This is a genomic window from Actinacidiphila epipremni, from assembly GCF_012034175.1.
GTDB lineage: Bacteria > Actinomycetota > Actinomycetes > Streptomycetales > Streptomycetaceae > Actinacidiphila > Actinacidiphila epipremni.
The window spans coordinates 61,059-74,632 of the sequence record NZ_JAATEJ010000034.1; the positions used below are offsets into that span (position 1 = coordinate 61,059).

Consider the following 13,574-nt stretch of genomic DNA (forward strand, 5'->3'; position numbering starts at 1 on the left):
GAGGCTGGAGCGAATCCCCGCTGTCAGCGGCGGAAGCGCCCCAGAATCCCGCTCGCCTTATGGGTGGCTTCGGCTTCGGCGGCTTCCTTCGCGGCCTTGGCCGCTTCGCGGCGCTTGCGGTCGGCTTCCTTCTTCGCGGCCTTACGGATCCGTTCCGTCTCGAGCGCCAGCAACTTGCAGTCGCCGCACAGCTTGGGGTGGCTGTCGGTCGGTGTGCCCCACGCGTCCTCTTCGGATTCGGCCCACCGCTGGTCGGTGAACTTGGTGCCGCAGCGGGTGCACTTCGGCCGGCGGGCTTCGCGCTCAGCGGCCTCCCGGGCCTCGGCGGCAGCCTTCTCCCGCTGCCACTGGGCACGTGCGCGGGCGTCGGCGGCCTCCCTGCTGGGGTTGCCGACCGCGTCGTCCAGCGGCTGGAGCCCGGGGCGGCCGAAGCGCCAGAAGGCCGGCCCCGCCGGGCCGTGCTCGCGCAGCAGCTCCAGCGTGGTCGCCACGATCGGGATGCACCCGTCGTAGGTGCTGTACTGCCGGGAGCGCTTGCCCTGCCAGTGCTGTTGGGTGCGGGCGGCGACCTGCTGGATGGTCGCTTTCGCGGTGCGGGGCCCGATCTGGTTGAAGACCAGCAGTACCGGCGGGTGCGGCGTATCGCCCAACCGGCCTTCCGGTGCGGTCCACTTCTGACGCCACATCGGAATCTCCCGCCCGTCGGTGTCGGTGATCTGCCGGGCGAAGAAGCGGGCGTACTTGTCGAGCTTGGCCGCCAGGACGGCGGCTTCTTCGAAGCAGTTGTCGACCTCCACGAACGGCAGCGGCACCCTGCTGTCCGGAACCGCAACGACGATGTCGGCCTGGACGCCGCTCCTGCCCTGTCGACCAGGTCCCGGTCCAGGGCAAGTGCACCTCGGTGACGTACGAGCCGAGCGAACCCAGCCCCGGCTGCGCGACGGCGGCGCGGGCCGCTTCCACCGCCTCGGTGGGTTCACCGGCCAGCAGGGCCAGGTCCGGCTTCGGACGGAGCAGGGCCAGGATCGTCTCGTTGACCGCCATCGCGTGCTGCGCGCCCGAGCGGCCCGCGCCCAGGGCGGCACCACCCATCTCGCTCTTCGGCCGGCCCAGCGGACCCGTCGCAGCGTCCAGCCCCAACTCGGTCAACAGCCGCAGCCCCTCCCCGCCGCGAGTGTGCCCGCCGAACACCACGTGCTTGGAGACACGCAGATCCGCCAGCGCACCGCGGTGCGCGGCAGTGCAGGCCTCCTTGCGCCTGGCCGCTGTCGGCTTCGTGGTGTGCCGGTAGGTCAGGTGCGGAGCGGCCGCGCGCTGGATCTGGTCGGCGGTGGCGACCTTCATCACCCCCAGCACTTTCAGCACGTCCTCGCGCAGGGCGTTGGTCGACCCGGCCGGATCGCACCGGCATCCCTGTGCGAGCCGATCGACGGCCAGCCTTACGACCAGGTCCCCACCAAGCGGCCCGGGGTCACCCCGGTCTGGAAGGTCGAAGAGAAGGTCTACTTCGGCACCGAGCGGGGACCGGCGCGCGTCGTGCACCGCGGCGACTGCCGCGCCGCCCGCGACCTCGCCCGCCCGGCCAGCACCGAGCAGGCCCGCGCCGTCCTTACGGCATGCCGTTTCCCCGTCATACCGTTGTGCCGTCAGTGGTGTTCTGACATGTGAGTTCGCCACCAGTGGGTCGAGTAACCGGTGGTGGAGGCTCGGGGGAGGGGTTACTGCCCGTCAAGAGCGTGCGGAGGTAGTCGGTGTGGGCGCGGAGGAGCTTCACCGTGCGCTCGGTCCCGTCGTGCAGGAACGGCAGGATGAGTAGGGCGGGAAGCATCGGGAGCAGGGCCAGCAGTACAGCCGGGGTCAGCAGGGCGACCAGGAGCACGCGCTGAAGGGCGCCAAGGGCGCGGGGCGAGTGGATCGGAAGGAGCGTCATGACACCCAGTACAGGTCCTGGCGAATCGTTCACCGAGGGTGAGGAACAGACCCGGTGAACATCCGCCGACCCTGAACGATCTCGTACGCGGCCAGGTGTTCTGGGAGCACCGGCAGTCGTTCCGCACCGTGTTCCGGATCGTTCCGCCAAGTCCGTCACCGTTCCGTTCCCCACGCTCTAGCCTGATCACAGGATCAGGCGGAGGGGCACAGGACGTGAGTGACAGCGCAGCTTTAGACCCTGATGGGCCGCACAGGCAGGAGCGCTTCGCCGGGGAGCTGTCCGTGTTCGCCGAGCAGCTTCGCGATCTGCGTCTGGACCGGGGGAATCCGTCGCTGCGGGACATCACCCGCCGGGCCGAGCAGATCCAGATGCTGCGGCCGCTACCGCACGGAACACTCAGCGACGTCTTCAACGGCAAACGGCTGCCCCGTCTGGAGCTGCTCCTGGTTCTGGTCCGTACCCTGTTGGCCTTCGACGAAGACGGCCGCCCATGCCAGCCCCCAGCTCCGCGCTCACAGCCCCTGGACAGCTGGCGCAGCACGTGGCGCACGCTCGAGGCTCTGCGCACAAAGGCCAAGCCGCCCTCTGCACCGCCCCCCGCACCGACGCCGGCAGAGCCAGACGAGCCGGAGGGCGCCGAGAACGAAGGCCCGCCCGAGCAGGTTGCCCCGGCAGAGCCTTCGGGCGTCTCCTGGGCGGCTGCGGTGCCAGCCTCCGAAGCTCGGGAAAATGACGAGCTGGACCAGCACGGCGGCCAATCCCCGCAGGACGCCCTTTTCGTGCTGCAGGCTGCTCAGGCGGAGGCTGACGGCATCGCGGAAGTGGCCAGAGCCCGGGCCGAGCAGCTCATCGCCGAAGCCCAGGCCGAACGCGACCAGGCCGCCGCCGAACTCGCCCAACTTCGCAGCACGGTCGCCCATGAACTCACCGCCGCCAGGCAGGAAGCACGCAGGGAACGCGCCCAGGCCGCCACCGACGCGGCGTCCATCCGGGAACAAGCCCAGCAGCAAGCCGCCGCCGACGATCGTGCGGAGGACCTCACCGATACCGCGAGTACTGGCACCCAGGCCGCCGACCCTCCGAAGCCGTCATACCCGCGGTCGCGCATGCAGCATGGGCAGGACACGACGGTCGAGCTGGAGATCGACCTCGGCGAGGCAGCGCTCGGCACGACCAGGGACATCCAGGTCGGCATCGCCGTGGTCTGCAGCACCTGCGATGGTGGGGGCGCGGCTCCCGGCACCAGTGTGCGGGCCTGCGACATGTGCAACGGCCGCGGCGAGGTGTCCCAGATGGTCCGGTCCTTCCTCGGCGAGGTCATGACCTCGCGGGTGTGCCCACAGTGCCAGGGCTTCGGTACCGTCCTCCCCACCCCGTGCCCCGAATGCTCCGGCGACGGCCGGGTCCGGTCCTTCCGCACGCTGACCGTCAGAGTCCCCGCAGGCGTCGACAACGACACCCGTATCCGGCTCGCTGGCGAGGGCGAGGTCGGCCCCGGCGGCGGCCCGGCCGGCGACCTCTACGTTCAGATCCGCGAGACCCCTCACCCCGTCTTCGAACGCCGCGGCGACGACCTGCACTGCACGCTAACCATCCCAATGACCGCGGCGGCGCTCGGCACGAAATGCCCGCTGGAGACGCTCGACGGCCTGGAGGAGATCAACATCCGCCCCGGCACCCAGCCCGGCCATTCAATCCCGCTGCGCCAGCGCGGCGTCACCCACTTGCGCAGCGGCGGCCGCGGCGACCTGGTCCTCCACATCGAGGTCGCCATCCCCACCGACCTCGACACCACCCAGGAGAACCTCCTGCGCCAGCTCGCCATCAACCGCGGCGAGGAGCTCCCCTCCGGCGAGTACGCCCCGGGCCAACAAGGACTGTTCTCCCGCCTCAAAGACGCTTTCAACGGGCGCTGACTCCCCCCAACCCCCGGCCCTCCAAGAACGGCATTGTGCCGTATCAACGGCACGCCGTTGTGCCGTCATTGGATCTGTGACCTGAGAGTTTGTTTGAACGACTGGGCAGACCGGATGGCTCTATTTCACGAGTTGCGCCGACCTTTCGACACCGTTCTGGGCGTCGCACGCCCGTGCGGAAAGGCGATGTACGCGACTTCGGGAGCCCGACGGCGGGGCAGTCGGCGGCGACCCGGCCACGGTCGACCACCTGCGCCCGTAGCCAGCGCTTTTGTCTTCAGCACGCCACAGACGGCAGACGTATCGCGGACGTGGCTTCCGGGCGTCTGCGCTGCTGTCCGAAGCCGTGAACATCTGTGAGGCGCCGCCAGCCGCGGCGTCGTCCGAACTGCTGTCGAAAACGCTGCTCCTTGTCGTGTACGAAGCCAACCGGAGAACGGCAGATCACCTGCTGCGACTGGCTCCACCACATCACCGGCCAAAGACACCTACGGCGTCCCCGGCCGGGGCGGGTCAGGGGCGCGGCCGGCAGTCGAGGGCGTCGCCAAGGGCTTCGCCGGTGGTGGGGTTGATGAAGGCGATCTGGATCAGCGCGCGCAGGATCTCCGACTTCTCCACCCGGCGGCCGGTGCGCCGACGCAGGTTCAGGGCGAGCTGGTCGAGCGCGAGGGCGTCGTCGGCGTCCAGGAGCAGCGTGTATTTGCTGCGGTGCTCAGGCTCCGCCGGGGGCGCGGGCGGAGCTGCCGGGCGCCGTTGTGCCGTAGCGCCGTCCTTACGGCTTGCCGTCTTGCTGTCATGCTGTTGTGCCGTCGTGCCGTCACCAGCGCTTTGGCCTGGTGTTTCTTGGCCGAATCGGTCGGACAGGCCGGAGAGCATGCTGGTCACGCCGCTGGTGTCGACGGTGAAGTCGTCGGCGTTCTTCGGGCTCATGCGTCGGTCTCCGGGAGGTAGCCGGCCGTCACGGCCAGGGCGTGGAACATGCGGGCGACATCCGCGCGCGGGTCGTACTGGCTGATGGTCTGGCCCTTGTTCTTGGCCTCCGCCACGGCGGTGCGCAGCGGGATCTCGCCGACCACGGGCAGCGGCAGCTGGTGGAGCGCGTCGAAGACCTTCTGGTGGAAGGCGGAGAAGGGGCGGTCGATGCGGTTGATGACCAGGCCGCGGCAGTGCGGGGGCTCTATCCGGGTCTCGCGCACCAGCGTGGCGACCTGGCCCAGCAGCAGCTCCAGGGCCTCGATGGAGAATTGGTCGACGTCGACGGGGATCAGGACGTCGGTGGCCCACAGCAGCACGTTGTCGGTATCGACCTCCAGAGCCGGGCGGCAGTCGACCAGGACGTGGTCGTACCCGTCAGCCTCGAGCAGCTCCAGCACCTCGTCCGACACCGCGTACCCCTGCCGGACCCCCGGCTCCACCCGCCCCGTCACGTTCGCCTGCTCCAGCCAGCGCCACACCGTCCGCTCGGACACACCCACCGTCTCAGCGACAGCAACCACATGCCGAGTCGACAACTCCCCCGCCCGCTGCCGCTCCAGCAGACGCCCCACCACCAACCCCCTCGGCAACCCCACCCGCCCCGCGCCCAGAACCCGCTCGTCCATCCCCCCATCACACCCCCAGCCACCACCACCGCATCAGAACCCTCGAACCTGAGACAGCATCACCCCCCATCAGATAACGCACCCCAGACAGCACCCCACCCCCGAACTCTCACCCCCAAAGACAGCAACCACCAGCCCACAAAGAAGCCACTGACCAGCAACAACACCCCCACAACCAACTGTCTCTCACCACCACTGCCACAAACACGAGACATCGCAACGCCGGGACTACGCTCCAGGCCCTCCCCCGAGCGGACGCGAAGGCTGGAGCGAGCAGCGCAGCGCCGCTGTCGCGGCGGTGACACATCCGGCTCCCGCCACTGTCGCCAGAGTGAGATGCGCGGGCCAGGGGTTCACCGCTCGTCTGCGGTTTTGGGCTCATCCCACTGGCGGGCGAGCTTCTTCACCTTCCGCTTCCGGCTCCGGAACCACTCCGCGCGCTTCCGCTCCTCATCCAGCTGCTGCTGCTCGGCTGCTTTGCGGCGCTGTCTCTCGGCTTCGGCAGCCTCCGCTGCGCGCTGGCGCTGTTTGCGGCGCTGGCGGTACTCGGCTGCGGTGTGGGTGTCGGTGAGCGCCTGGAGCAGCGGTTCGGGCTCACCGCCACGGTGTTGTGCGACGCGGAACCACACCGGTCCCATCGGGCCGTGCTGCTGCAGGCGGTCCAGGGTCGTCATCACCAGCGGGACCTTGGCGGTGAAGTCGAGGTAGAAGTCGCCGTCGTCGGCGTCGGTGGCCCCGTAGCTGTAGTCGGCGTGTTCGGTCCCGGCCCAGAACTCGCGGGACAGCTGGCCGACGCTGCGCATCCGGTTGTCCAGGGCGGTGGGGCCGGCCCCGGTGAGGACGATCGCCAGCGGCGGCCACCCGGGCAGGCCGGTGCGCGGGTAGAGCGTCTCCCAGAACGGCACCGTGTTCAGGTCGCCGATCGTGCTGCGGCCGGTGCTCGGCTGCCCCGGGGGCCGCACCCGGCGGGCGTAGAAGTCGGCGGACGCGCCGACCTTGTCGGCCAGGACGTGCGCGGACTCGGTTGCCCGGTCGACCTCCACCATCAGCAGCGGCACACCAGCCGTCTTGTCCTGGAACACCGCGTCCGCGCGGACATTGCGCCTGCCCGAACTGGTGAGCGCGTGCGGCACCTCGGTGCGCCAGGACTCCAGGACGCCCATACCGGCCGGGGAGCCGGGGAGCCGGCCGCCGCGGATGAAGGCCGTAGGCGCCACAGCTTCCGCGACGGCTCACCCACACGGTCTGGTGCACCGAACTTCCCCGCCGGGCCCGCCGTGCTGCCCTCGGCGACCACCAGCTTGTCGACCACGAGTGCCAGCAGCGCGTTGCGGATCGCCTTGTTGTCGAGAAGGTGCGGACGGACCAGCTCCATGATCTGCGTCGCCGTCGCCACCTTCAGCACCCCCAGCACCCGCAGCACGTCGGCCTGGTCGCGCACCGTCGACCGCGGCCGCCGCGCCTCCTTCTGTCCCGCCTTCGCCCTCGGCTTGGTCACCGAGCCTGCCCTGTCCGTCATCTGACGCCTCCCCGCCGACGATCGTGCTGTGGAGGCTGTCCATGGTCGCCTGTGCCGCCGACAGCCCGGCCCGGCTCTCTTCCCCGGCCGACGCATCCAGCGGCGGCCAGCAGCCCGGCCAGGGCCCGCCGGAGGCCAGATCCGCCCATGACCCCTTGCCCCGCCGCCCGCCTACGCCGCACCGTCCCCTTCCCCCAGGTACGGCCAAGGAGGGTGGAGGGCAGAGGGGTTGTCGGCATCCGTAGTGATGTCCGGACAAGGGGCCTGACCAGGGACGACGCTCCAGTCGGGCGTGAGGGGGTCGGGTGCACCCTCGGGTGCCGCCTTGGGGACACCGTCGGGGAAGCGGCGGTAGCCCGCCCCGTACGGCCACCCCCGGTGCCCGCCGACAGCACCCCTGGACCCCGCCGGTAGCCACCAACCGGTGCCTGCCCTGCCGTTCGGACCGGCAGCAGTGCACTTTGCCCGACCCGCTGACCTGCCCGAACACCGCTTCCCGCCGCGTCCATGTACTTTGCCGTGCCGCAGCAGTGCACTCGGCTGCCGCTCCACCGGTCCCTCCAGGATGCACCTGGCACCGGCACCACCGGCCACCGCCGCGCACCCGCTTCTCCGCTTGCCACCGCGGCCCTCCTTCCGCCCGCCGGCGCCCCTCGCCGGCGAGTCAGGTCGCAGCGTGACCCGACCCCCCTTGTCCGCCGTCTGTTCCTGCCGGGCAGCCGCCGCGGTCCAGGAGAAACACCGGTGCCGGCCGACCGCGGCGCACCGTGGTCAAGGGGCCGGACAAGGGGGTGGTCAAGGGGTGGCCTGCCGTGGAGGCCTCGTAGCGCGGCCCCCGCCCAGAAGTCACAGCAGTCACAGCAGCCTCAAATTTGTACACGCGTGCCGGGAAGCGCCGCCTTCTGCGTCTTCTCGCCGGAAAGCGCCGCCGGTTGTCACGGGCGGCCTATGGGCGGGGGCGGCAACCAGCCCCCGCTACCCGACCGAAGGAGCAGGCCATGAGGCGCAGCCCCTGGACCAGCCACCGCATCGACCACCTGGCGCGGCTGGTGGACAACCTGCTGGACGGCCTGGCCGCCCACGGCCGCCCGGCGCCGACCGCACCCCAGATCCGCGCGGCCCTGCGGGAACTCCAGCGCGGCACCGGCCGGCGGCGCGGGCGACGCGGCGCCCGCCGGTAGCGGGCGCACCCCGCTGTTCCATCGCGCCGCGATTGCCCAATTCCCCGCCCATACCCACCGTTCCCCACCGTTCTAGCCCGATCCGCGCAGCCCAAGGGCGTGCGGGTGAGCATCCGGGGCGGTTGCTCACCCGCACGCCCGGGCCGCGGCTTTCCACCGTTCCACGGCTGTGACCTGCGGTAGTGATGTCCGTGGAGCGCGGCCCGGGTTCGACGGGCGGAAGGTTCCACCCGTGGAATCGAACGGGGAATCGAACTAAGTTGGAGGGGGTGAGCGACGACCAGGACCAGGAGCACGGCGTGGGACAGCCGGCTGCGCTGCCGCAGGCCGACGGACCGCTGGTCGACGTGACCCTCCCGGACGGGCAGCACCTGTACGCCGTCGTGAAGTCCCGGATCCGCGAGCCCGACGGCTGGTGGTACGACCTGCAGATCCACGTGCCCAAACAGGAGGAATTGCATCTGATGCAACATTGCGCACGGTGACCGGAGTGCCAGGTTGGCTGGTCACGGCCGACTGGCCATTCCACGCCGAGGACGCTTACTGACGTCGCGACCTGCACGCTATCACGCAAACTCAACAATGTTGCGTCTGATACAACACTCCTGTGAGTGCACACGCCCCAGGTTCGGCGCATCTTCTGCTGGCGCGCAACGTGGTCCACCTTGACCCCGCTTCCGCCGTGTTCGAGGCGATGAAGGAAGGCTGGGCCCGGCAGCAGTCGGCCCGATTTCTGCGGGCATCGACGATCGATCCGCGGGTGCGGATGATCGAGCGGTTCGCAGAGTTCAGCGGGCAGTACCCGTGGCAGTGGACGCCGGCGGATGGGGAGGCGTTCATAGCCCACCTGCGGAGCGGTACCAAGCCGATCCGGATGTCGACCGCGCGGACGTACGAGGTCACCATCGAACTGTTCATGGAGTACGTTCTGGACTCTCGGTACGCCTGGGTGCAGACCTGCGTCGAGCGGTTCGGCGAGATCCCCCAGCCGGTGTTCCACGAGGGGAACTCCGTCCTGCACACAGTCGAGTACGAGGGCGACCCGCGCCGCCGCCCGCTGACCTACGACGAGATCCAGGCCCTGTTCGACGCCGCAGACGCCCGGCCCGCGAAGATCCGGAGCCAGGGTCGCAAGGGGTCTCTGGCCGCGCTGCGGGACGCTGCCGTCATCAAGACCGTCTACGCCTACGGCACCCGCCGCACCGAGACCTCCCGGCTGGACTTGACCGACCTGCGGCGCAACCGCAAGGCCCCTCGGTTCCGCGGTTACGGCAGCCTTATGGTCCGCTACGGCAAGGCGTCCAAGGGCGCGCCGCCCAAGCGCCGCACTGTGCTGACCGTCCCTGAGATGGACTGGATCGTCGAGGTCCTGGAGGAGTGGATCACCGAGGTCCGCCCGCACTTCTCGCCCGGGAAGCATCCGGCGATATGGGTCACCGAGCGGGTTGGGCGCCTGTCTCCGCGTTCGATCAACGAGGCGTTCGTCGCGGCCCGCGAGGCGGCGGGTCTGGACGAAAGCCTGGACCTGCACTGCCTTCGGCACAGCTACATCACGCACCTGACCGAGTTCGGCTATCCGGCACGGTTCGTCCAGGAACAGGCCGGCCACTCCCATGCCGCCACCACGGCGATCTACATGGGAGTCTCCAACGAGTACCGAAACAAGCTGCTGGAGGCCGCGTTGAAGGGCCGCCTCGGGGACGACTGGGACGTGACGGCATGATCAAGAAAATGGGCTACCAGTGGCAGTTGCGGCAGCGGATGGCTGAGCGTCAGCTGTTCCAGACCTCCGACCTGGTTCCTCTCCTGGCCGAGCGCGGAGTAGTGCTGTCGCGCGAGCAGGTCTACCGGCTGGTGACCCAGCCGCCGCAGCGGCTGAGCATGGACACCCTGGCGGCACTGTGCGACATCCTCAGCTGCACACCCAACGACCTGATCAAGCCGGAGGTCGTGACCACCCAACTGCGCAAGACGGCCGGCGGGCTGGACGGGCCGGCGCCGGTGACCAGGCGGCGCACGGTGATCCGCCGCCCGGGACAGCCGTGAGCCAGCGCGAGAGGCAAAGGCAGGACCTTGCTGACGCCCGGACTCGCCTGGTCAGCCATCTGCAAGCGGTGCTCGGCCCGTCGCTATCGTTCCAGCAGGCCCAAAGCGCGCTCGAAGAAGCCAAAACATGGGGCCCGGTCCAGGCACGGGAGCTGGACGAGCACTTCCGGCAGTACCCCACCGCGCTGACCGACCCCCGTCGCGCTGCCCGGCGTCACTGGTCCGGCTCCTTCACCGCCTGGACGCGACCGGATACCGCGGCATGGTCACCCTGCCGCAGTGCGCCCGCTGCCAGCGCACCAAGAGCCGGCTCAACCGGGTCCTGCCCGAGGGACGGTGCTGCAACGACTGCGTCCCCCGCCCCCTGCACACCTGCGCGCGCTGCGGGAAACTCCGCGGTGCCCAAGCAACCGTCGACGGCGGCCACATCTGCCAGAGTTGCTACACCACCCCGGCCCGCACCTGCGGCATTTGCGGGCGAAGCCGTCCCATAGTGGTACGCGCCAGCGACGGACAGCCGGCTGTGTGCGCCACTTGTTACCGCGGTCCCACCGGACAGTGCGCTGGCTGCGGTCGCACCCGCCCAGGATTTCGAACAGCGGGTGTCTTCCACTGCTCATCCTGCCGTCCGCGTCCGGCCGCACCGTGCGCCGACTGCGGCCGCAACAGACCGGTCCAGGCCCACTGGCCTGCCGGCCCTCTGTGCAACGGCTGCTATCACCACCGCTCCAGGAACCCGGCCCCCTGCACCCGCTGCGGGACCCTGCGCACCCTGGTGGGCACTGCCCAGGACGGCGGAAGGATCTGCGGCCCGTGCTCGGGGACGGATCTCGACTTCGCCTGCCGCCAGTGCGGATACCCCGGCGACATCCACACCGACGGCTACTGCACCCGATGCGTCGCCACCAACCGCCTCCATGCACTGCTCCGCGGCCGCAGCGGCGCCCTTGATCCGCAGCTGCTCCCGCTCGCCGAGCAACTGGCCGCCGCACCACGTCCGCAGTCACTGCTGGCTTGGCTGAACGCCGGCGAAGCAGCTCCTCTCCTGGCCGACCTCGCACGAGCCCAGGAACCGATCACCCACGAGTTGCTCGACACGTGGCCGCAAAACCGCGGGACGCGCTACATCCGAGAACTCCTGGTCGCCACCGGCGTCCTCCCCACCCGCAACGAGGCATTCGCCCGCCTGGCCCTGTGGTCGCGCCACATGACCGCGGACCTGCCCGATCACCAGGCCACGGTGATCGGGCCCTTCGCCGAATGGGGCGTCCTGCGCGACGCCCGACGGCGCATGGAACGCGGCACCTACACCTACGGCGCCGCGACCCATGACCGCACCGAACTGCAGACCGCCGTCAAGTTCCTGTCCTGGCTCGACATCCGCAACACGACTCTGGACCAGCTCGGCCAAGACGACCTCGACCTGTGGCTGACTGAGAATCCCACCCGCAGACGCAGCCTGAACTCCTTTATCCGCTGGACCGTGGCCCGCCGCCTCACCTCCAAGGTCACCGTCCCGCCGACACAGCGCACTCAGGCAACCAGATTCCTTGCCAGCGAAGAACTCGACCAGCAGCTGCGTCGTTGCCTCACCGACGACACGCTTCCTCTGGAAGTACGGATCATCGGCTCTTTGACCTGCCTCTACGGCCTGCACATGTCCCGCATCAACACCCTGACCACCGATCGCTTCCATCATGAGGACGACGGCGCCTACCTCACCATCAACGCCCACCCGGTCCTGCTGCCACCCACACTCGCCCAGCTCATCGAGCGGCAGATCATCCGCCCGAACCGGAACACCTCGCTGCTGCAACCGCCCCGGACAACAGAGCCCAGGTTCCTCTTCCCCGGACGCCCACCGAGCCGGCCCCGCAGCGCCGCAACCATCCGGGCCATGATGAAACAGCACGGCCTGGCCGGCATCAGCGCCCGCAACGCAGCCATGATCGAGGCCGTCAGCAGCCTGCCGCCCATCATCGTCAGCGACCTCTTCGGCGTCAGCACGAGCACAGCCAACAACTGGGCCGGACTCGCCCAGGACAGCTGGACCGACTACCTCGCCGCATGCGCCACCACACCGTAGGGCAGCAGAAAACTCGGCGTCAGCGGTCGCCAGCACCGGCCACAGCCGGGCACCGCGGTGTACACAAGGCGCGATGATGGGTCCCGCGGACTGGTCGCTGGTGTGGGGCACCTTGGTGGTTGTAGACGGCAGGGGGGCTTTGTGGCAAAGGCAATTTGGGGATACGGGTCGCGGTTGCGGGCGGCGGCGTGGATGGTACGAGTGGATCTTGGCGGCCTGCGGGGCTACACGGCGACTTTCCTGCGCGGGAGGTTCGGTAGCAGCGAGTACCGCTATCAGCACCAATTGATCCGGCGCTACGTCGGCCACGGTGGACGCTACCTGCACCTACGCGGCGGGGTCCTGTTCTGGCCGCGACCTCGTCAGAAGCTCTTCCAGTACCGGCTGCGCTGGTCCGCGCGCAGGGCCAGCACTCACGATCTGATGACGCTTCTGGACACAGGTGGCTGCCGCGAGCAGTTGGCCGCTTCGTGGCTCATCGCGGTCGGCCGGCGCGCCGACCTCCGCGACCGAATCGCCCAGGACCTGCGAAGCGATGCCCCGAGCGGGTACGGCTGGGACTACTGCACAGCTTTGGCCCGGCTGGGCACAGACCAGGATGCGGAACTACTGCGTCGTTACCTGGATCAGGCCCTTCTTCTCCCACGTCCCCTGGACGATGACGACGACTGGCACTGCCAGCGGCAGGCCATGGGGGCGCTTCTGTATCTCGACGGTGTGCTCGGTACCAGCTATGCCCAGCCATTGCTCACTGCAGGTGGCTTGTGGAGACAGTGGTCCGGTGAGGAGGGCGCGGACTCCTTGGAAGAGGAGCGGGAGCTGATTGCACAGTTGGTGGCCTTCGCGGCAGGTGAGAGACCTCTGATTAAGACGTAGGTGCTGTGAATGTCTTCCGGGGTTGGCCCCTGCATCGGGAGGGACGTGGTGAGAGGCGAGCGGGCGGGTCAACCACCCGCCTGTTGACTGGAGGACCAAATCGGGACTAACCGCCTCATCAGCCAAGGGCTTGCCGTCGCGGTCCTCGCTTTCACCGGCCGCGAATAGCGCACGGGTCAGATACTGCCTCTTCACCAGTCGCCGCCACCTAGTGTCCTGAGTCGTTAGTTCGGTTGCGGTTGTAGGGTGGGTCGGTGCCTGGTCCGAAGCCGTTGCCGTTGGAGTTGTCGGATCACGAACGCAGGGTGCTGCGGGGCTGGTTGCGCAAGCAGACCGCCTCTCAGGCGCTGGTGTTGCGGTCGAGGATCGTGCTGGCGTGTGCGGAGGGCCGCTCGAACGCGCAGGTCGCGGATGAC

General features: G+C 69.3%; 12 protein-coding genes and 1 pseudogene. 9 read left to right on the plus strand and 4 right to left on the minus strand.

Annotation, left to right across the window (positions count from 1 at the left end; genetic code table 11):
- Positions 1–23: 23 nt before the first annotated feature.
- Entirely contained in the window at positions 24–797 is a 774-nt protein-coding gene (locus HCN08_RS30955) for a hypothetical protein (RefSeq protein WP_206319450.1), read from the minus strand.
- 94 nt (positions 798–891) lie between these two features.
- Between HCN08_RS30955 and HCN08_RS30960 the strand changes: the two genes are divergently transcribed.
- Both HCN08_RS30960 and HCN08_RS30965 read left to right on the plus strand, forming a co-directional pair.
- Positions 892–1,668 (plus strand): DUF6233 domain-containing protein, encoded by a 777-nt coding sequence (locus HCN08_RS30960; RefSeq protein ID WP_167986595.1) that lies wholly within the window; start codon positions 892–894, stop codon positions 1,666–1,668.
- Positions 1,669–3,027: 1,359 nt separating this feature from the next.
- Positions 3,028–3,849, plus strand: a pseudogene (locus HCN08_RS30965) (DnaJ C-terminal domain-containing protein); the annotation flags it as partial.
- 513 nt (positions 3,850–4,362) lie between these two features.
- Here the strand turns inward: HCN08_RS30965 and HCN08_RS30970 are convergent.
- From HCN08_RS30970 to HCN08_RS30980, 3 genes are all read right to left on the minus strand, one after another.
- Complete coding sequence (locus HCN08_RS30970) at positions 4,363–4,779, minus strand: hypothetical protein (RefSeq protein ID WP_206319451.1); 417 nt, start codon at positions 4,777–4,779, stop codon at positions 4,363–4,365.
- A complete protein-coding gene (locus HCN08_RS30975; protein ID WP_240970596.1) occupies positions 4,776–5,450 on the minus strand; it encodes a ParA family protein in 675 nt (224 codons plus the stop codon). The genes HCN08_RS30970 and HCN08_RS30975 overlap by 4 nt, the downstream gene beginning before the upstream one ends.
- 353 nt (positions 5,451–5,803) lie before the next feature.
- Positions 5,804–6,667 carry a replication-relaxation family protein gene (locus tag HCN08_RS30980; RefSeq protein ID WP_167986627.1) on the minus strand — a complete coding sequence of 288 codons (864 nt, stop codon included), beginning with the start codon at positions 6,665–6,667 and terminating at the stop codon, positions 5,804–5,806.
- A gap of 156 nt (positions 6,668–6,823) precedes the next feature.
- On the opposite strand from HCN08_RS30980, the gene HCN08_RS30985 reads away from it, so the two are divergent.
- The 7 genes from HCN08_RS30985 to HCN08_RS31015 all read left to right on the plus strand — a co-directional run bounded on the left by HCN08_RS30985 (position 6,824) and on the right by HCN08_RS31015 (position 13,158).
- Positions 6,824–6,973 (plus strand): hypothetical protein, encoded by a 150-nt coding sequence (locus HCN08_RS30985; protein WP_167986628.1) that lies wholly within the window; start codon positions 6,824–6,826, stop codon positions 6,971–6,973.
- Between the two features lie 994 nt (positions 6,974–7,967).
- Positions 7,968–8,150, plus strand: coding sequence for a hypothetical protein (locus HCN08_RS30990; protein WP_167986629.1), 183 nt, complete (start codon positions 7,968–7,970; stop codon positions 8,148–8,150).
- Between the two features lie 269 nt (positions 8,151–8,419).
- Entirely contained in the window at positions 8,420–8,635 is a 216-nt protein-coding gene (locus HCN08_RS30995) for a hypothetical protein (RefSeq protein ID WP_167986630.1), read from the plus strand.
- A gap of 209 nt (positions 8,636–8,844) precedes the next feature.
- Positions 8,845–9,873, plus strand: a complete 1,029-nt coding sequence (locus tag HCN08_RS31000) for a tyrosine-type recombinase/integrase (protein WP_206319455.1) — start codon at positions 8,845–8,847, stop codon at positions 9,871–9,873.
- Positions 9,870–10,196, plus strand: a complete 327-nt coding sequence (locus HCN08_RS31005) for a helix-turn-helix domain-containing protein (protein WP_167986631.1) — start codon at positions 9,870–9,872, stop codon at positions 10,194–10,196. Before HCN08_RS31000 ends, HCN08_RS31005 begins: the two co-directional genes overlap by 4 nt.
- A gap of 775 nt (positions 10,197–10,971) precedes the next feature.
- On the plus strand, positions 10,972–12,282 hold the full coding sequence (locus HCN08_RS35875; RefSeq protein ID WP_240970597.1) for a hypothetical protein: 1,311 nt from the start codon (positions 10,972–10,974) through the stop codon (positions 12,280–12,282).
- 201 nt (positions 12,283–12,483) lie between these two features.
- Positions 12,484–13,158 (plus strand): DUF6000 family protein, encoded by a 675-nt coding sequence (locus HCN08_RS31015; protein WP_167986632.1) that lies wholly within the window; start codon positions 12,484–12,486, stop codon positions 13,156–13,158.
- The last annotated feature ends 416 nt before the right edge of the window (positions 13,159–13,574 follow it).